This is a genomic window from Allorhizobium ampelinum S4 (assembly GCF_000016285.1).
Lineage (GTDB): Bacteria > Pseudomonadota > Alphaproteobacteria > Rhizobiales > Rhizobiaceae > Allorhizobium > Allorhizobium ampelinum.
In genome coordinates, this window is sequence record NC_011989.1 from 3,205,692 (window position 1) to 3,226,298 (window position 20,607).

9 protein-coding genes are annotated in these 20,607 nt (G+C 59.6%); 1 reads left to right on the plus strand and 8 read right to left on the minus strand.

Annotation, left to right across the window (positions count from 1 at the left end):
* Positions 1 to 168 precede the first annotated feature (168 nt).
* From AVI_RS15220 to AVI_RS15235, 4 genes are all read right to left on the minus strand, one after another.
* Positions 169 to 1,929: an SLC13 family permease gene (locus AVI_RS15220; protein ID WP_015917191.1), complete on the minus strand. Its 1,761-nt coding sequence runs from the start codon at positions 1,927 to 1,929 to the stop codon at positions 169 to 171.
* Between the two features lie 194 nt (positions 1,930 to 2,123).
* Positions 2,124 to 3,461, minus strand: coding sequence for a tetratricopeptide repeat protein (locus AVI_RS15225; protein ID WP_015917192.1), 1,338 nt, complete (start codon positions 3,459 to 3,461; stop codon positions 2,124 to 2,126).
* A complete protein-coding gene (locus AVI_RS15230; protein ID WP_015917193.1) occupies positions 3,458 to 4,828 on the minus strand; it encodes an HlyD family type I secretion periplasmic adaptor subunit in 1,371 nt (456 codons plus the stop codon). The genes AVI_RS15225 and AVI_RS15230 overlap by 4 nt, the downstream gene beginning before the upstream one ends.
* Positions 4,800 to 7,010, minus strand: a complete 2,211-nt coding sequence (locus AVI_RS15235) for a peptidase domain-containing ABC transporter (RefSeq protein WP_015917194.1) — start codon at positions 7,008 to 7,010, stop codon at positions 4,800 to 4,802. The genes AVI_RS15230 and AVI_RS15235 overlap by 29 nt, the downstream gene beginning before the upstream one ends.
* A gap of 279 nt (positions 7,011 to 7,289) precedes the next feature.
* Here AVI_RS15235 and AVI_RS15240 point away from each other — a divergent pair, with 279 nt between their 5' ends.
* Positions 7,290 to 8,492 carry a glycosyltransferase family 4 protein gene (locus tag AVI_RS15240; RefSeq protein WP_015917195.1) on the plus strand — a complete coding sequence of 401 codons (1,203 nt, stop codon included), beginning with the start codon at positions 7,290 to 7,292 and terminating at the stop codon, positions 8,490 to 8,492.
* On the opposite strand, the gene AVI_RS15245 is transcribed toward AVI_RS15240, so the two are convergent.
* From AVI_RS15245 to AVI_RS15260, 4 genes are all read right to left on the minus strand, one after another.
* Positions 8,476 to 9,987, minus strand: a complete 1,512-nt coding sequence (locus AVI_RS15245; protein ID WP_015917196.1) for a tetratricopeptide repeat protein — start codon at positions 9,985 to 9,987, stop codon at positions 8,476 to 8,478. The two genes, AVI_RS15240 and AVI_RS15245, sit on opposite strands and share 17 nt — an antisense overlap.
* Positions 9,984 to 15,017: a tetratricopeptide repeat protein gene (locus AVI_RS15250; RefSeq protein WP_015917197.1), complete on the minus strand. Its 5,034-nt coding sequence runs from the start codon at positions 15,015 to 15,017 to the stop codon at positions 9,984 to 9,986. Before AVI_RS15250 ends, AVI_RS15245 begins: the two co-directional genes overlap by 4 nt.
* Before the next feature lie 181 nt (positions 15,018 to 15,198).
* A complete protein-coding gene (locus AVI_RS15255) occupies positions 15,199 to 15,588 on the minus strand; it encodes a DUF6165 family protein (RefSeq protein ID WP_015917198.1) in 390 nt (129 codons plus the stop codon).
* 138 nt (positions 15,589 to 15,726) lie between these two features.
* Positions 15,727 to 20,385, minus strand: a complete 4,659-nt coding sequence (locus AVI_RS15260; RefSeq protein ID WP_139192536.1) for a beta strand repeat-containing protein — start codon at positions 20,383 to 20,385, stop codon at positions 15,727 to 15,729.
* Between the last annotated feature and the right edge of the window lie 222 nt (positions 20,386 to 20,607).

Consider the following 20,607-nt stretch of genomic DNA (forward strand, 5'->3'; position numbering starts at 1 on the left):
ATCAGATTGGGCGGAACCATTTCCGGTATCGCCCGTTAGGAGTGCAGGAAAGCGGTTGTGAATCCCGCGAACCTAAAACCCCCGTCCCCCGCTTGAAAGCCTGCGTTCCGCCAACGCAGGCTTTCGGCATTTCAGGCCCTCTACATTTCAGGCCCTGCTGAGCCATGGCTATTTCAATGGCCAGACCACGATCAGTGCCGGGATAGCAACGAGAATGATCAACAGCGACAGCGGCAGGCCAAGGCGTGGATAATCACTGAATTTATAGCCGCCCGGCCCCATCACCAACGTGTTGCATTGATGACCGATCGGGGTCAGGAAATCACACCCGGCGCCAATTGCCACCGCCATCAGAAAGGCGTCGGGCCGGAAGCCAAGATTATGGGCAAAGCTGGCGGCAATCGGTGCCATGACCAGAACCGTCGCCGCATTGTTGAGAAACGGTGTCACCGCCATGGCAGTCACCAGAATCAGCGCCAGCGCACCGTAAGGCGGCAGCCCATGGGCAACATGGCCAAGCCAACCGGCAATGACATCGGTTCCACCCGTACTGCGCAGGGTATCGCTGACCGGGATCAGTGCCGCCAGCATGACGAGGATCGGACCATCGACAGCCTGATAGAAATCGTTGAGCGGGATGACCCGGAACACCACCATCGCCAGGGCAGCGGCAAAGAAGGCAACCGGCACCGGTGCCAGACCGACTGCGGTTGATCCCATCGCGGCAATCAGGATCAGCACCGGGATAAGCGCGCTGCGGCTGGTGCCGAGCAGGATTTCGCGCTCGGCCAGCGGCAGGCAATCCAGGGTCTGCAACGCGGCTGGCAGCGCGGTGCGTCGCCCCTGGAGCACGACGACATCGCCAGCGCGCAAGGCCACATGCGCCAGCCGCTCCTTCAGCCGCTTGCCGCGGCGGCTGACGGCCAGGAGGTTGATGCCATACGTGTTGAACAATGAAACATCGCGGGCCGTCAGGCCTTCCAGCGGCGATCCCGGCCCGACCACCGCCTCGATGGCGGTGATTTCACCGCCCGAACCGATCTCCCGGCCCGACAGTTTTAAACCGGATTGGCTGACCAGCCGGTCAAGCGCATCGGATGGTCCCTCCAGCAGCAATGTGTCCTGCTCTTTCAACACCATATCCGGGAAAGGCGAAATACGGCTGTGGCCGCGCAGGATGGCGGTGGCGATCACTTCGCCGGCGGTAGTTTTCAACAGATCGCGCAGCGGTTTGCCTGATAGTGCGGAACCTTCGGGCAGGGTCGCCTCGGTGGAGAAATTGGAATTGCCGAGTGCTTCCTGCAAAGTCGGGTTCTGGTTTTGGCGCTTGGGCACCAGCCAATAGAACAGCATCAGGAAAATCACCCCGGCAACGGCCAGGATCGCGCCGACAGGGGTGAAATCGAACATGGTGAAAGGCGTGCCGGTCAGTTCGCCTCGCAGCTTGGACACGACAATATTGGGTGAGGTGCCGATCTGGGTCATCAACCCGCCCAGAAGCGCACCGAATGCCATCGGCATCAGGAAGGCGGAGACCGGCGTCCCTGACTTCTTCGAGAACTGGAACGCGACCGGCATCATGATGGCCAATGCGCCGATATTCTTGATGAAGGCCGACAGCACTGTCACCGTCAGCACCAGAAGCAGGATCTGGGCGCGCATTGATGTCAGGTTGGGGAAGAATCGTTTAATGGCGGCATCGACCAGACCGGACCGCGCCACCCCGGCGCTGACCACCAGGGCACTGCCGACGATGATAACGATATCGTCACTGAACCCGGAAAAAGCCTTATCGGCTGGCACAAGGCCAAGAGCAACGGCCGCCAGAAGGGTCAGCCCCGCCACCACATCGTAGCGGATACGGTCCCACATGAAGGCAACCATCATCAGGCCGATGACGGAGAAAGCCAAAATCTGTTGAGTCGTCATGCATGTCCGGATCGGTCAGAGTTGGGCTCAAAAGGCTTGAAGTGCCGGTTTGTTCCTTACCGTTGCGCCGTCGCTCCGCCACCATGCACTCTTTGAGAGTAGCATGCACAGGAAACGACGGCATCAACGCGACTGTGACATTTCATAATTCGAGCATGATGATCAAGTCTACAGCCTTTAGGTTACCTTGGCCTTCAGGCAACCTTGGCCAATAGCTTTTCTTCCAGCCGTGCCAGAATATCCTTGCAGACGGCATCTTCTTTTTCGACGCCGTGCATGAGGATCTCACGGGCCGCTTCGACATCGGAGGGATCGGCGTAATAGGCGTGGAATTCGCCCAGCACCGCATAGGCCGCCATTTCGCCAGCCTCGACAGCCAGTTCCAGCATATTTTGCGCGCCATCGAGATCAACGATGCCACCAATGCCCTTCATGCGGAACCGTCCCAGATTGACCATGGCGAGGGCATGACCGTTTTCAGCCGCCATTTCAAACCAGATCCGCGCCTGGTTGAGATCGCCCTCCCCTTCGCCTGCACCGGTCGCGGCAACCACCGCCATCTGGAACTGCGCGGCGACATCGCCCTTCAGCGCGGCCTTTTCAAGCCACATCACCGCTTCCACCGAACTGGCCTTGACGTCGATGCCATGGCGATAACGCCGCTCCAGATCACGGCAGGCGCGCCTGTCGCCCATGCGGCCAAGCGCCGTCAGCCAGCGCACGCCCCGGGCGCGGCCCCGCTCGGGATAGGCTTCGTGCAGATAATATTTCGCCAATTCCTCGATAGAGGAGCGGTAGCCCTTGGCGGCAGCAGCGCTGAGCAAGCGCAGTGCCTTCTCCTCGTCGGGTGCGGTGCCAAGGCCATTCAAATATTGCATAGCAAGGTAATGGCGCGCCGTACTGTTGCCAGCCGCTGCCGCATATTTGAAATATGGCAGGGCGCGGGCATAGTCCACCTCGCCCAAATGTCCACCGGCCAGCAGCGTTCCCATGCCCAGATGCGCTCGCACACTGCCCGCCGTCACCGCTGGCTCATAACAGACCAGTGCCGTATGCGGATCGGCCTCGCCGCCAATGCCGGACGCCAGAAGATAACCGGCCAGCGCCGACCCATCGACATTGCCGTGCTCATGGGCGCGAAGTGCATAGTCGCGGGCCAGTTCCGGCTCGCAAACCAGCTGCATGACATCGCCATAGAGCCGCACAGCCGCCGGAGACGTCGGCATGTCCTGGCGCGGTGAAATCAGATAGAGCCGGGCCGTCAGCGCCATGGCACCGACATGCCCCGCATCGGCGGCATAGCGCGCCAACCGGCGGGCCTCGGCCAGATCGGAAATCACCCCGCGCCCCGTTTCATATAGCCGCGCCAGTTCATAGGATGCCCCGACATGGCCGCCCTTGGCCGCCTTGCGTAGGGCGCTTGCGGCCAGCGGCATTCGGCCCGCCCCAAGCTTCTTCATGCCATGGCGATAAGCCTGCCGGATTGCCGCGCCTCGGACAAAAAAGGGCACAAAAGACAGCAATTGCTTCATGGTTCGCGCATTCCCTCGCTCACGACCGGCACAACCCGGTCAAACAGATAGGCCGCCACAGTCTGGTCGCCAACAACCACGTCCGTCACCAGCGTCATCCCGGCAATCAGGCTGAAATCCGCCGGATTGCTTTTCAGATGCGGGTCGTCAATGGTGATCTTGGCGATATAGAATGTCCGCTCGGATGCGCCTTGCGTTGCCGCGCCGTCGCCGCGCGAGACTTTCAGACTATCAGGGCTGACAGCCCGGACTGTGCCGCGCAAGCCGCCAAAGCGGGCGAAAGGCCAGGCATCGAGCTTGATATCGACCGGCTGGCCAACCTTGATAAAGCCCTGGTCCTGGGTGGAAATTTCCGTTTCCACTTCAAGCCGAGCTGCCTTGGGCACCAGCACGAACATTTTCTGTGCCGTCTGCGCCACCGAGCCGATAGAAATATCGCCGATCTGAAGCACGGTTGCGTCTTCCGGCGCCTTCAATTCGATCAGGTCGGAACGCTTGTCAGCCTTGTTCAGCTCCTCGATGGCTGCATTCAACGCCACCTGCTGCTTGACCAGCTGGCCCATGGCGTCGGAGCGCCATTGCTGGGCCTGATCTTCCATCTGCGACTGCACCGACTGAATGTCATGGGCGCCGCTTTCCAGCTTGCCTTCGACTTCGCGGATCGTGCCGGTGACTTCCAGCACCCAGTCCTTGGCCTTCAGACCATCGGCCCTGGAGGCATATTTCTTCTCGACCAGCGCACTTTTCATCGCCTCGCTTTCCTCGCTGAGCGACAAGCGCTGGCGATTGACAGTGAGTTCCTGCTGCAATTGGGCTTGCGTGGTTTGTAGCGAAGAGATCTTCGCCTTGAAGGTCGACATCGACGCTTCATATTGCGACCGGCGGGCTTCAAAGAACCGGCGCTGCAATTTGCCGAAACTATCGCCGTCGCGCGGCTGGTAATCACGCCCATCGATTTCCGCCTTCAGCCGCTCGACTTCCGCCGAAAGGCTGGCCATCTGCCGGCTGGCCGTGGTCTGGTCGGCACGCGAAAAGGTCGGATCGAGCGTGGCCAACAATTGCCCCGCTTTCACGTCCTGGCCTTCGCGCACCAGGATTTCCCGCACAATCGAGGTTTCCAGCGGCTGCACCACGGTATTGGGCGCTTCGGAGGCGACACGACCGCGTGCAGTCACCACCCGCTCGACCGGCATGAACACCGACAGCAGGATCGCGCTGGTGATCAGGGCCGCCACCGTGGCAATCGTCATCCGCGCCGATTTGGGCGGGGTGCGATGCAGGATGCTGGCGCTTTCGGACAGGAATTCCGCTGTCGTACGGACCGCGTAACGATGCTCGTCAGGCGACAGCGTCAAGGTTTTCGTCATGATCTTTTCCCGTCGTCAGGTGGCGGTTCTGCTGGTTCCAGAGGTGGCGGTAGTCGCCGGAGCGGCGCAGCAGGTCGTGATGGGTGCCGCTGTCCTTCAACTGGCCGCGATCCAGAACCAGGATCTGGTCGCAATCGACAAGCGAGGACAGACGGTGCGAAATCATCAGCACGGTGCGGCCTTCGGCAATGCGCTTCAGGTTGCGCAAGATGATCGCTTCGCTTTCCGGATCGAGCGCGCTGGTGGCCTCGTCGAAGATCAGAATGGGCGGGTTGACGATCAGCGCCCGGGCAATTGCCAACCGCTGCTTCTGGCCGCCGGAGAGATTGCTGGCATGTTCTTCCAGCATCGTGTCATAGCCGCGCGGCAGACGTTCGATAAATTCATCAGCACCGGCCAGTTGTGCCGCCTCGATCATTTCCTCAGGCGAGGCATCCGGCTTGGCGATCAGGATATTGTCACGGATCGTGCCACGAAACAGAAAGCTTTCCTGAAGCACGACGCCGACATTGGTGCGCAGATGATAGAGATCGACTTCCTTCAGCTCGACGCCATCGAGACGGATCAGCCCCGAATAGCTCTGATGCAGGCCCTGCAACAGCCGCGTCACCGTGGTCTTGCCCGAGCCGCTACGGCCCATCAGCCCGACGATATTGCCCGGCTTGACGTGAAAATTGATGGCGTTGAGCGCCGGCACCGCGGTACCTGCATAGGCAAAACGGACATCCTCGAAGCTGATCCGGCCGGAAAATTCCGGGCGTACCCCGTGTTCACGGCGCGGTTCCGGCTCGGCATTGATGACGGATGCGACCTGGCGCAATGCACCGCGCGCCTCTTCCATCTGCTGCATCATGCCAGCCATCTGCACCAGCGGCTGGGTGGCGCGCATGGCAATCATGGTAAAGGCCACCAGCGTTCCGGTCATGACCGTATGCTCGTTGACGATGACCAGATAGGCGCCGATCAACAGCGAGCCCGCATAGATCAGCTTTTCCAAAGGGGCCAGCAAGGTCTGCGGCTGGTTGGCCAGAAACAGCAGGTTGGTCTGGTTATTGACCGCTTCGGCGACTTTCTGGTCCCATTCGCGCCGCTTGCGGCCTTCAAGTGCCAGAGATTTCACCGTGCGGATGCCGTTGATCATCTCGATCAGCATGGCGGTGCGGCGGTGTTCGCTGCCCATCACCTGCGCATAGGCGCGGCGAATCGGCTTCATATAGATAAACAGTATCAGGCTCATCATCGCGCCGAGGCCCAGGACCCAGAAGGTCAGGCCGGGGCTGAGCAGGAACATGACAGGAATGAGCACGAACAGCGACAGCATATCCAGCACCGAACCGAACAATTGGCCGGTGACGAAAGCCCTCAGCCGACGGGCTTCGCCCAGCCGATGGACGATGCCACCGGTGGCATTCTGCTCGAAGAATTCGATGGGAAGACGCGACAGCCGGTCAAAGATCATCAGGTTCAGCCGCACGTCAATCTTGGCGGTGACGATGGCGGTCACAGTCCGGCGCATATAACCGAGCAGCATATCGAACAGCAGCACGACCAGAATGGCCGCAGCCATCAGCGTCAGCGTCGACAAACGGTGATGCACCATGACCTTGTCGATCACCACCATGTAGAACAGCGAGGGCACCAGCGCCAGAATACCCAGCGAAATGGCCGAAATGAACACGTCGCGCACCATGCGACGGTCCTGCATCACCTGGGCCAGCAGCCAGTGAAAGCCAAATTCCTCACGCGCACTTGCCTCGGTCATCTCCCGCTTCATCAGCAGGACATGGCCGCTCCAGTTTTCCATCAGCCGCAATTCATCGACCACAAACCGGGCGGCTTTCGAATCGGCGGGATCACGAAACACCATGCGCGGCGTCTGCGGATCATCGACAAAGTTTTCAAAGACAAGGAGCGACCCATCATTGAGCTGAATGACGGCGGCGACAGCACCTTCCATCTGGCTCAACAGCTTCCAGTTCATGCGGATCGGCTTGGCCTTTACCCCATGATCGCCGATGATTTCGGCCAGTTGCGGCAGCGAAAAGCATTCCTCATCGCCGTAATCGCGGCACAATTGCTCGACCGAGAGGGATAAGCCCAATTTTTGCGTGGCAAGAGCCAATGCAGCAAGAGCGGATCTGGCCTGCCCCTCATCCGCCAGATCTCTGTCTTCAGCATTCATCGACACACCTCATCATCCATCGCCGGAAGCACACATGGCGAGTTTTTCGTGAGGATCCGTCCTGCCCCACAAGCCGGGAACGGACCCATTCAACCCGACCGTAGAAGCCGAAGCTTTCGCCATGCTGGATTTTCGTGAATCCGCGTCGCAAACAGAAACAGATCCAATACCGTCGTTGATAACGCGGCCCACACCGTTCCAGCGCCTGGAAAAGCAGGTTAAGCTTTTGCAACCGGGGCGAATCGCCCTTCAAACCGCAAAGCCCGGAGATATGCAGCCGTGACCCAGACGCCCAGACGGCCCGTGATTATCCATTGGGGCATATCCAGCTTTTTCGGCTGGGGCATTTACGGCCTCAACCTGGCGCTCAACTGGTCCACCGATCCGCAGCTGGAGCCGGTCACATCCTTTCCGTTGCAATCCGACCAGATCGTCGTCGATCCGTTGCGCCAGCGCGCACTTGGCGGATTTTTCCGGGCCAGCGCCGACCTTTCGAACCGCATCGCCGCCCAGAGCGAAAAGTCCCTGACGGTCAATACCCCGCTTCTCGCCGGGCTGGGCAATGATTTCACCATGTCGCCCGGCCCCAAAGGCGTTGCCCTTTCCGGCAGTCCGACGCTGGGCGTGGTGTTCTTCGAACTACCGCAACTGTCGGAGGCCACGAAAGCCAGAGCCAAAGCATTGCCGCTGGTGATTGCCGGATCGAGCTGGAATGAAGAGATCATGCGCGCCCATGGCCTCAACAATGTTACCACCGTCATCCAAGGCATCGATCAGACACTGTTTCACCCCGGCCCGCGCCAAGGCGTTCTGGCCGACCGGTTCCTGGTGTTTTCAGGCGGCAAGCTGGAATTGCGCAAAGGGCAGGATCTGGTGGTGGCAGCCTTCGCAAGGTTTGCCAAACGCCATCCCGAAGCCCTCTTGGTTTCCGCATGGCACAGTCCATGGCCGCAATTTGCCCTGACGCTCAACCGGTCCGGCAAGGCCACCGCCATCACCACCAATGACAAGGGCGCCATCGATCAATCCGCCTGGATTGCCGCCAACGATATCGCTGCCCATCAATTCCTCGATCTCGGCTCCGTACCAAACGCGCTGATGGCGCCGATCCTGCGCGAAATGGACGTCGCGGTCTTCCCCAACCGCTCCGAAGGCGGCACCAATCTGGTGGCGATGGAATGCATGGCCTGTGGCGTGCCGACGATTCTGTCGGCCAATACCGGTCATCTCGACCTGATCGACGGCGGCAATTGCTATGCGCTGGAACATCAGACCCCCGTTGCAGGCGAAGGCGCTGGTGTCGGCTCCGTGGCCGGGTGGGGAGAAAGCAGCGTCGATGAAATCGAAGAGGCGCTGGAGCGGGTCTGGCGCGACCGCAACGAAGCCCGTCGCCGTGGCGAGCGCGGCGCGGCGAAACTGGCTGGCTATACCTGGTCGCGCACGGCGGATGCGATGAAAAAGATTATCAGGACCTATCAGTAATCGCTTCAGCAAGTGACACCGCCTGGGCAATCGAGGCGGTAAAATTCCCCGCCTCGGTTTGGCGGCAAAGCTGCATCGACGGATACCAGGGCGTGGTGGCGCCCTCAGAACCCCAGCGCCAATCCGGCACTTTCTTCAAAAGGCCGATGGTCGGTACGCCAAGGCTACCGGCCAGATGCAAAGGCGCGGTGCAGACCGAAATGAAGGCCGAAAGCTGGGTGAGGATGGCAGCCGTGTCGAGAAAGGCATCCGCTCCGGCATCGAAGTCCGGGCCTGGATGTTCCAGCGTGAAGGACAGGCCCGCCACTTTATAGCCTGACGGGGTATCGGCGGGTTCCAACGCCGCCTCATCAAGCTTTTGCAGGGCAATCAGCCGCGTGCCGCCAAGGTTCGCAAAGGGCGACAGCTGTTCGGGACCGGCAAGACTGCGGCCTTTTTCCGCTGGTGACAGGGGATTGCCGCGCCAGACAAAACCCAGGGCTTTCTCGCCTTGTTTCAAATCAAGCCGTTCACGCCACAGCGAAACCCGCTCCGCCTGTGGCTGCAAATAGGCACGGGCTTTCGGCACACTGCCCAGCGTCAATTTCAGCCGATGCGGCAGACCAAGCAACGGCACCTGAAAATCGATGGTCCCTGCTGGCGGGTTCTCTGCCTGTACCCGATCTGCCCCCGGCACATCCGCCAGCAGCCCGACCAGCTTGTTTGGCACTTGCAGGATCACCTCGCCGCCAAGCGATTTGACCAGGGGTAGCAGCTTGACGAACTGGATCGTGTCGCCAAGCCCCTGTTCCGCATGAACCAACAGGCGTTTGCCTTGAAAAGGCCGCCCGTTCCAATCGGCAATATCCGTGTGACGTGCCTCTCCCGGAAAGCCTTCGGCCTGCCAGCGCCATTCGTACTCGGCAAAACCAGTGGTATAATCGAAAAGCCGCAGCAGGTTGAGGCCAAGGTTATAATGAGCCTCAGCGGAGGTGGGATAGATTTCCAGCGCCTTGGACAGCAGCGCCATCGCCGCTTCCGCCTCGCCCAATTCGGACAGCGCATTGCCGAGATTGTGGAGCGCTATGCGGTTTTGCGGATCGAGTGCCAGCGCTTGCCGATAAGCGGTAATCGCTGCCGGATAATCATCGAGATCAGCGTGCGTTACGCCGATATTGGCGTGACAGGCGGCATTGTCAGGTGCCAATTGCGCGGCCCTTTGATAGGCTTCCAGCGCATCCGGCTTGCGACCGGCCTCACCCAGCGCATTGCCGAGATTGTACCAGATATCACTTTCCTCAGGCGCAAGTCTGAGCGCCCTGGCATAAAGCGACAGTGATTGCGCCAGATCGCCACGCGAGCGCTCCGCCGAGGCCAGCAGTCTGAGCGCATCGACCTGGTCGGGCTCTTCCTCGAGAATGGCACGGTAATGGGCAATCGCCTCGTCCAGCATCCCAGCCTTGTGCAGCTGAAAGGCCTGGATCAGCCTTTCGCCCGACGCAGTTTGGTTCGTCATGGCTTACGCTCCACCAACCGTTTAAGGTCTTCTGCCACCGCCTTGGCCACACTTGCCCAATCGCCTGGTTGCGGTTGGCGAAACAGTTTCAGGCCCGGATACCAGGGGCTATCGTCTCGACCGGTCATCCAGCGCCAATCCGCACCGTATTTCAGCAGCGCAAAGCATGGCACGCCCAGCGATGCCGCAAGATGCAGAGTGGAGGTGCAGGAGGAAATCACCAGATCAAGCGCAGCAATCGCTGCCGCCGTCTCGCCGAAATCGCCAAGGTCTGACCCCGGCACCTGCATGGCCTTGGCAAACTCCAGACCGGCCATCTGTTCCAGCCCGTCCTTGAATTGCAGGCTGATGAAATGCGCTCCTTCGACAGCAAACAATGGCTCCAACACTTTCAAGGGCGGCGAGCGCCCCTTGTCAGCGCGCGCGACCGGATTGCCCTGCCAGACCAGCCCGACCCGCAAAGCGTCACGATGCGCAAACCGCGCTTCCCAATCCGCCACCCGGCGAGGATCGGGCCGGAAATTGGCCGGGCCGGGCAAAGTTTCCAGCGTGGTTGCAAAAATCAGCGGCAGGCTCATGATCGGCGCTTCGACATCGGCATCGTCAATGGCATCGACGCCCTGGCGGCGCAGGGTGATGTTGCGCCTCTCCACCACCAGCGTTGAAAACAGGCTGATCAGCGGCTCACGCAATTCCAGAATGACATGCCCGACCTTGAGAGCGGCTTGGCGCACGAAACGGGCAAACTGGATCTGGTCGCCCAACCCCTGTTCTCCGTGGATCAGCAGTACTTTGTCCGGCAGGGCCTCGCCAGTCCAGCGCGGCATAGGCAGCGAGCGCGCCACCATTTCGGCACCCTGCCAGCGCGTCTCGTAATCGCGAAAACCCTGCGGCAGATTGCCCGCCATCAAATGGGCATGCGCCCGGTCGATCAGGGTTTCGACATCACCAGGCAGGAGATCCAGCGCCCGATCGAGACTGGCGATTGCCTCCTCAACCCGGCCCATTTCGCGCAATGCATTGCCAAGCCCGCGATGGGCCTTGGACAGATCCGGACGCAATTGGATCGAGGCGCGGTAAGCCTCCAGCGCTTGCCCATAGCGGTCCGTGTCGCGCAAAAGATTGCCAAGCGTCATATAGGCTTCGGCGCTGGGGCTGGTCTCCAGGCTTTGGCGCAGGCAGGCCTCGGCCTCATCCTGCTTGCCGACGTGGCGAAGGGCTATGGCATAATTGGTCTGGAAGGTCGGCGTTGCAAGGCCAAGTGCCGCTGCGCCCCGCAGCAGGACATAGCCGCGATGGTAATGCAGGCGCTCAACCGCCAACCCGCCCAGCATATGCAGCGCCTCGGCCCGTGTTTCGTCCTCATGCAGCAGCGCCGCATAGGTCGCCTCGGCGGCAGTGACATTGCCGGCCATATGGGTGCGGATGGCGGCGGCCAATCGTTGCTGCGGACCCGGCTGGGCCGGAACGGCAACCACAGGCTCGGCGGCTTCAAACAGTTGCGCCCTGTCACCCTCGACCAGCCTGCCAAGCGCGTCGGCCACGCGGGAGACGACACCGGCAAAGGGTTCCGCTTCGACCTCATCGGCCACCCGGCGAAACACCCGGCTTGTCGGATACCAGGGGCTATCGCTGCGTCCGCGCAGCCAGCGCCATTCGGCATGGGATTTGAGGATTACCCAGGTCGGGCGGCCAAGCGCACCAGCCAGGTGCGCCACCGCCGTATCGGAGGTGATGACGAGATCGAGATTCATGATCATCGCTGCCGTATCCGCAAAGGCATCGGCACCGCTGTCAAACTCTTCCGGCGGGCGCTCGACGACAAAATCCACCATGTCCAACTGCTCTTCGCCTGCCCCCTTTTGCAAGGCGATCAGGCGCACACCGTCAATGGCGGCAAGCGGCGCCAACACCTGCAAGGGAAAGCTGCGGCCCTTATCGACCTGTGGATCGGGATTGCCCTGCCAAACGAGGCCGACGCGGAAGCCAGGCTTTGCCGAAAGCCAGCCTGCCCAGCGCCGCACCCGCAGCGGATCGGCAAACAGATAGGCGGGAAAAGCCGGGATTGTCTCGACGACTGTGCCGCAAAGCAGCGGCAAGCTCATCATGAAAACGTGGTAATCGAGCGGCGGGACGGGATCGCTTTCGCAGACAACGCCATCCACTCCCGGCACGGTTTGCAGCAGCGTGGCAATCTTGCGACGGCAGCCAATCATCACCTTGGCCGCGCCTTTTTCCTTCAGGAGCGCCACATAGCGGACGAACTGGAAAGCATCGCCAAAGCCCTGTTCGGCCAGAACCAGAATGGACTTGCCCGCCAGATCCTCCCCCTGCCAGACCGGCAGCCGGACGCGGGTGCGATCTATGCCGAGGATTTCCACCAGGAAGCGACGCTCGTAAAGCGGCAGGCCACGGGCATAATCGCCCTCGTTCAGCAAACACATGCCCAGCGCCATTTCCGCATCGGCATAGCCGGGACGGGCCTCGATCGCCTTGCCAAAAGCCAGTATCGCCTCGTCTTCGCGGCCGGTATCCATCAGGCTGATGCCGAGATTGCTCCAGGATTCGGCATGGCCGGGCTTGGCAAGCGCGCCTTGCCTCTGGATCCAGCAGGCAAGATCGGCATAGCCGTGATTACGCTCCGCCACACCCAGATTGCTCCAGGCATCGGCATTGCCGGGGTCAAGCGTCAAAGCCTTTTCCCAGGCGCGCGCGGCGGCCTGCGGCTGCTTGGCTTTTAGCAGAACAGCACCCAGTTGCACGTGATGCGAGGCCAGTTCCGGCTCGATCCGGCAGGCGCGTCGCAGAGCTTCCTCCGCCACGTTGAACCGGCCAAGCGCCAGCGCCGCCGCCGCATAAACCGACAGGGCGTGACCTGAGCGCGGCTGGGCTTTCAGCACCTCGCCTGCGCGGCGGAAGGCTGTTTCGGCATCACCCACCGACGTTTCGCGCCGGGCCAGCGCCAAAAGGCACGCTGCGTGACCGGTATCGTAGAGCAGCCCGTGGCGCAGCGCCCGCATCCCATCGGTCACAAGCCCCGCAGCATCGAGCGCAATGGCGAAATTGCTCCAGTGATCGCCAAGCGAGGGGCGGATCGCCACCGCGCGGGCGCAAAAGGGAATGGCCTGCCGCCCTGCCACCGATGAGCGTTCACCGGCCTCTAGACACGCCATGCCAAGCAGATTGAGCACCCGCTCTCTTTGAAAATCCTGCGTCAGCACATGCCGGTAAAGCTGCACGGCCCGGCCATAATCGCGGCCCTGATGGCGCTTGATCGCCTCGTTCAATCCGTCAGCGGCCTCATCGGGCGCATCATCCGTGGCACGTCCGGCAAACAGCAGCACTTTCAACTCATGCGCAACGTCCTGAAGAACCGGTTGCCATTGCCCCGCCTCCATCTGGCGAAACAGCCGCATGGTCGGGTACCAGTCGGTCAGAATGCCATCCATGCCCCAGCGCCAGTCCGGGGCTTTCTTCAGCAACAGCCAGACCGGCCTGCCCAATGCGCCCGCAAGATGGGCAAGGGCGGTATCTGAGGTGATGACCAGATCCAGCGACGCCATCAAGGCTGCGGTATCGACAAAGGCATCGGGACCGTCATCCAGACCCGGAACGGGGTGCAGCGCCAATCCCTCCGGCGCTTGCTGATCGGCTCCTACCCCCTTTTGCAGGGAAATGATGTCAATTTCATCTGAGAATTCGGCAAGCGGCTGGAAGAGTTCCAGCGGCAGCGAGCGGCCCGGCTCACCATAGGCCTTTGGATTGCCCTGCCAGGATAGACCGATACGAAAACGTGTCTTCTCCTTCTCCTGCTCTTGCTCCTGGCTTGGAGAAAGCCCGCCAAGCCAGTCGCGCCAGCGCTCGAAAAGCTGTTTTTCCAGGGTGAGATAGGGAACGCGCTGGCCTGTCGCCTCTGGCACAAGGTTGATCAGGCCCGGCAGCGACAAGAGCGGTGCCCAGGCCGCGTAAGCGGGCAGATCCGCACCATCAGGCAAGAGCGTGATGGACGGAGTGGCAAAAAGTTCGGAAAGGTTCAGCAGACGGTAGAGTTGCGGTTGGCAGACGAAAACCACATGGCCGACCCGGTCCGCAATGCGCGGCAAAAACCGGATAAACTGGATTGTATCGCCCAATCCCTGCTCATGAAACACCAGCAGCGTCTGGTCTTGCAGCGCTTCGCCCTGCCAGCGCGGCCCCTGCATCAGCAAGGGCGAGGTGGAACTCCCGGTGGCCTGATCACGCAACTCGTAATCGGCCCAGGCCTCGCTCCATTGGCCGTCCAGCAATTGCAGGCAGGCGCGGTTGAAGCGGTGAACGGGGGCATCGCCGATGCCAATCAATTGCTTGAGAATCCGGTCAGCACCCTTCAAATTGCCCAGAATGCGCAGGCTTGCCGCCAGATTATTGGCGGCGCGTCGATGCGAGGGATCAAGCGTCAGCGCCTTTGTATAGCTGTCACAGGCCTCGGGATCGCGTTGCAATCCATGCAGCAGCACGCCGAGATTATAGAAAGCTTCGGCATCCGGCTTCAGCTCCAGCGCCCGGCGCAAATGGGTTTCGGCTCCCGCACTGTCTCCAAGCTCCAGCAGGATGACACCCATCTGAGCCAGCAGAGACGGTTCATTGTTGTCAAGCGCCAGACCCTGCCGAGCCGCATTCAGGGCTTCATCCCATCGTTTTGCCGATGTCAGGGCCAGAACCAGATTGGACCATGCGCCAACGGCTTTACCGTCAAGCGTCACGGCGCGAGCGCCGATATCAATGGCGCGCTGATGGTCACCCACTGCAATCAACGGAAGAACCATATTTTGCAGCAGGCCGGACTGGTCTGGCGCAAGTTGCAAAGCATGTTCGAAAGCGGGAATGGCCTCACGAGAACGGCCGGAAAGATGAAGGGCGAGCGCATAGTAATGAGCGGTCTCGGCATGTTCAGGATGGGCCTCAACAAGCGCCGTCAAGCCCTGTAAGGCCTCAGCCACGCGCCCCTGCGCCAAAAGCGAACGGCACTGCGAAACCTCATGCGTCGTCATAACGCGCTCTTCTTTCATCCATGGGCCAGATCCAAGGCCAGGAACACCGAACCATCATGGCCCTGTTTTACCCAAAATCGGCGCGTCGGCCACTTAATATCAGGGCGAAAACATGCTCATGCATCCTCGCCTAAAGGTCAAAGAGTCCCAAACATGAATCAAAGACCCATGCCACCATCAATCAGGCCGCAGCATAGGGCTTGTAGGACTTTTCCTCGATGATGTCAGAGCCAAGCTCAATGTTGATCTGCCGCTTCAACTCGGCGCGCCGGTCATTGGTGACATAGACCGAACGAGCGAGAGACACGAAACGCGGACCGAAATCACCGTCGCGCTCGCAATCGCGGATATCGTCCTCAATCTCCCACAGCGCCGTATTGACAGCAAGAAGATCACGGCTGATGGCGATGACACCCTGATGATCGGCCACCGGCTTCAGCCGTTCATTGAGCAGGGACAGCTCGCGCTCGACATTGGTGCGCTTGGCCTCGTCCGTGATCCGCTCTGCCTTGATCTGGAGAATGGTGATCTTGTCGATCAGCTCACCCCAGGACACCGGAACTTCAATCATTGCAGGTCTCCGATTCGTGGAAATGCCACGATACAACACCGAACCGAAAACAGGGAACCGGTTTTCGATGCCGTGCAGTGCTCGTACACAGACAGTTGCCCGGCCCAGGTCAAGAAACCCAGGGCCGGGAGCACTGCCTTATGAGTTCCAGCGGAAGTCGCTGGCCGACATGTTGTCGGCGGTCTTGCCGGACAAGGTCATCTGCATATCTGCCACCGCGTCGCCATCGAAATCGATATAGAGTGTTGCGGTATCATTGACGAAATAGGCCTGGGTATGGTCTGTGACCGAAAATTTCTCTGCCCCCAGATAAGTGAAGGTGCCCTGCAGCAGACCGTTGAACACCAGCTTGTCTTCACCATTGACGAAGTCGGTGATCTTGTCCGGGCTCGACGTGCTCGATTTGTCCGTGGAGGTGAAGGTGAAGAGGTCGGAACCGGCCCCACCCGTCACAGTATCGGAGCCGCTGCTCATATAGATCGTGTCATTGCCAGACCCCAGGTCCACCGTCGTATTGGTGCTGCCCGACAGCACGATCAAATCGGCCCCCGTGCTGCCGGTGATATACTCGATATTGGCCGTGGTCAGCGTCGAGGCGGAACCGAGCGTCAACGTGTCCGAGCCCGCGCTCAGATCAATCGTCACGCCGGTATACTGGCCGGAAATGGTGATCGTATCGTCATAGGCAGAACCGACCAGGGTTTCGACACTGGAAACGGTCGCGGTCGCGGCTTTCTCAAAGTTCAGGTAATCCACGCCTGTACCCAGGAAATACTGGCCGTTGGAGATTTCCGTGTCCTTGATATAGACCACATCGGTATTGCTGCCGCCGGTGACGGATTCGACATTATAGAGGGTTATATCATTGGAATAATTGCCGAGCGTGACCACGTCATTGCCGTCGGCCAGGTTGAGTTGGATGCCCGACACCTGAGCACCCAATGTCACCTTGTCGTCGCCGGAACCACCCGTGACCGTTTCAACGCCGACGATTGTCACCGTGCTTGTCGAGGACGCCAGCTTTAGTTCATCCGTATCTCCGCCCAGTGAAATATAGCCGCTATAGGTGCTGCTGTTGATGGCGATATAGTCCGCCATGGACTGACCGATAATGGTTTCCGCATTCGCCACCGTCACCGTATTGGTCGTGTTGGCCAGCGTCAGCTTGTCGGAACCATCGCCCAGATCGATAAATCCACCGGTCCATTGCGTGGCCAGCGTGATGATGTCGGCATTGGAGCCGCCATTGACCGTCTCAACGTTCGAAACCGTTGCCGTCAGGCCCGCGCTCCAGCTCAGGGTATCCTGGCCATCCCCCAGATTAAGAGTTGCCCCGCCGATCGACCCGCTGACAGTCAGCACATCGTCGCCGGTTGACCCGACCACCGTTTCGACATTGGCGATCGTCACGGTTCCGGATTCGCCGAACGTCAGCAGGTCATTGCCGCTGCCCAGATCCAGAGTGCCGCCGGTATAGACGCCAGACAAAGTGATGTCGTCGATCATCGAGCCGCCAGTCACCGTTTCGATATTTTCCACCGTCAACGTATTGTTGGCGGAAGACAGGATGAGGCGGTCACTGCCAGCATTGAGATTGATGAAGCCATCCGTAATCTGTTCACCAAGGGTGATGACGTCGCTGCCGACATCGCCGAGAATGGATTCGGCCCCGGTGACGGTCAGAGTGCCTCCCAGTTCCGACATCTGAAGAATGTCGTTGCCACCGCCGAGCTTGATAGTCGTCGCGGTTACCGCATCGGAAAACTCAACCGTATCATTTCCCGCACCCCCGGTCACCGTTTCGACGCCCGACAGGGTCACGTTATTGCCGATCACCGTTTCAACGCCACCCACGGTCACCGTAGTTCCGGTTGCCGACAGGATAACGCCATCCTGACCTGCCCCCAGATTGATATAGCCCGATGCACCTTCGGCAAGGGTGATAAGATCGGCGGCAGCACCACCGGTCACCGTTTCGATGCCGTTCACCGTCGCCGTGCCGCCGACATCGCCAATGATGAACTGGTCATTGCCGGCACCAAGCGAAATCTCCCCACCGGTCATATAGGCGGAAAGCGAAATAATGTCGTCGACATCCGAGCCGACAATCGTTTCGATGCTGGAGACCGTCAGCGTTCCGCCTTCATCCGCCAGCGTCAGGCTGTCGAGCCCGTTGCCGAGATTGAGGGCCATGCCAGTCGTGCCGGAGGCCAGCGTGAACACGTCGCTGCCGGTGCCGCCGGTGATGCTTTCCACATTGGCCAGCGTCGCCTCATTGGCGTAATTGCCGAAGATGACAGTGTCGTTGCCATCGCCGAGGTCGATATCAACGCCGGTGACCGTCGCGTTAAACCGGATGACTTCATCGCCGGTTCCACCGATGATCGTCTCCACATTGGCAGCCGTCAACGATCCGCCATTATCCTGGAATTTCAAGGTATCGTCGCCATCACCCAAATCGATCATGGTTGCGCCGCCGACCGTGCCGATCACAACTGTATCCGAACCGGAACCGCCGGTGATGGTTTCGACATTGGAAATCGTGATAAGGTTCTTCATGGCGGTCGCGTTGGCGTCAGCGACATCGGCCATGATGATGGTATCGACACCGTCAGCGAGATCGATACTGCCCTTGAACCCACTGGCAAGGATGATTTTCTGGGTTCCGGCTCCGCCGACCAGCGTTTCGACATTCTGCACGGTCACGGTCGCACTACCACCGATGGTCAACGTATCGTCACCCGCTTTGAGGTCGATCGTGCCAATGGTCACGGTTCCTGAAACCGTCACGACGTCGTCCGCCGCACCGCCGAAGATCGTTTCGATATTGGCCGCCGTCAGGGTGCCGCCCTCGTCACTCAGCGTCAGCTGATCGAGACCCTTGCCGAGGTCAATCGTACCGGCCGACATGTCAGTGCCGAGCGTGATCACGTCGCTGGACGTGCCCGCATTGATGGTCTCAACATTCCGGAGTTCGGCTATATTGTTGTAATTGCCGAAGGTGACGCTGTCATTGCCAGCCCCCAGGTCGAGATAGACTTTCTCCGCGGCCCGATCAAATTTAACGACGTCGATGCCGTCATCGCCGATGATGCTCTCGATATTGCGGGCCGTGATCGTGCCACCTTTCATGATGGTCACCGTATCGATGCCGGTACCCAGATCGATCAGCGAGCCAGTAATGGCGCTGGTGATATACACTTCATCGGTCAAGGTGCCGCCGACGATGGTTTCAATCCCAGCGATGGAAACGGTATTATCAAAATCACCCATCGTGAGCTTGTCGGAGCCGGAGCCGAGCGAGATCAGATTGCCGGTCAACAGGGTCTTGTACAGAATCTGCTCGCTGGCGGAACTGCCCAGAATTGTCTCGACGTTGGAAATGGTCAAGGTTCGTCCAGAGCCGGTAAGCGTCAATGTATCATCGCCGCCCTTGAGATCGATTTCGCCACCCGTCGAGGCGACCGAGAAATTGATCGTATCTTCACCATCGCCGCCGATCAGGGTTTCGACACCGGAAATGTTGATGGTGTTGGAACCATCGGCCAGCGTCAGCTTGTCCATGCCAGTGCTGAGATTGATCGTGCCCTTGGTCAGCTCGGTGGTCAGCGTAATGATGTCGCTGGAACTGTCGCCGGTAATGGTTTCGACATTGGCGAACGTGACATTGTTGTTGTACTTGCCCAGGGTTACGCGGTCGCCATCGTCGTCCAGATCGATCAGGCCGCCGGTTATCTGCGTTTTGAAAATAATATAGTCTTTGGTTTCACTGCCGATGATATTCTCGACATTTTTCAAGGTGGCCGTGCCGCCGTCCTCATTGAAGACCAGTGTATCTTCGCCGGCTCCGAGATCGATCAAGCCGCCGGACTTGGCCTCCTGCATGTAGATAAAATCGCTGCCCGAGCCACCATAAATGGTCTCGACACCGTAGACACTGACGGAATTGGTGTAATTTCCCAGAACGAGCGTATCATTGCCGCCATTCAGAGAAACATATCCGCCAGTGAACACACTCCCGATCGTGACGTGATCGCTTCCGCTCGATCCGACGATGCTTTCGGCACCTGAGATTGTCAGCTTATTGGTATAATTGCTGAGAACGACAGTATCATCGCCTTCACCGGCATCGATACTGAAATTGGAAGCCTTGCTGTTCAGCTGAATGCGGTCGTCGCCGCTGCCAGCCACGATTGTTTCGGTATTGGAGACATAGACCGTGCCGCCGCCATCGCCGAGACTAACAGAGTCGTTGCCGGAACCGAGATCCACGCGGCGCGTCTGGTCGCCGCTTTTATTCTCCATAATCACGATATCGGACTTGGTACTGCCGGTAACCGTCTCAACATCGATCAGGGTGAGCGAATTATCGAATTTGCCGAGGATCACCCGGTCCGAACCGGTTCCGAGATCGATATAGGTCCCGAGCGCCTGGGCGCTCATCGTCAAATAGTCATTGCCCTGGCCAGCGACGATCGTTTCCACATTGAGGATGGTTGCGGTGACGCCAAGGTCTGAAAAGGTCAGGCTGTCGATGCCGGCGCCCAAGTCGATGTAACCTGAGGTAGCCTTGGTATCGTAGAAAATCGAATCCGCACCGGTGCCGCCCAAAACGGATTCGACATTGGACAATGTCACATCATTGTCGAAATTGCCAAGGATCAGCTTGTCGCTGCCACCACCAAGATCAAGGTAAGCGCCCGAAACCTGATCGGTCAGGAGAATAATGTCCGTTGCACTCGTTCCAGTCAAACCATCAAGACTGCTTACAGTCGTTGTCTTATTAGACGTTGCCACGGTAAATCCCCATTGTGGTAATTGCCGACGCAGGTCAGCAACAAAGCGTTTAGTCGACATACGCTCGACCGGCGATCATGGGGAAAGATAGGAAGCGAAGCTGTCGCGAAACTTGCCATATGGTCGATTAGCAACCCAAAAGCCGTAAACGAATGGCGAGACACGCCCCGGTAAACGTTACGGCCATTCCGGCAGCGCAAGGCTCAATACAAAGCAATTCGG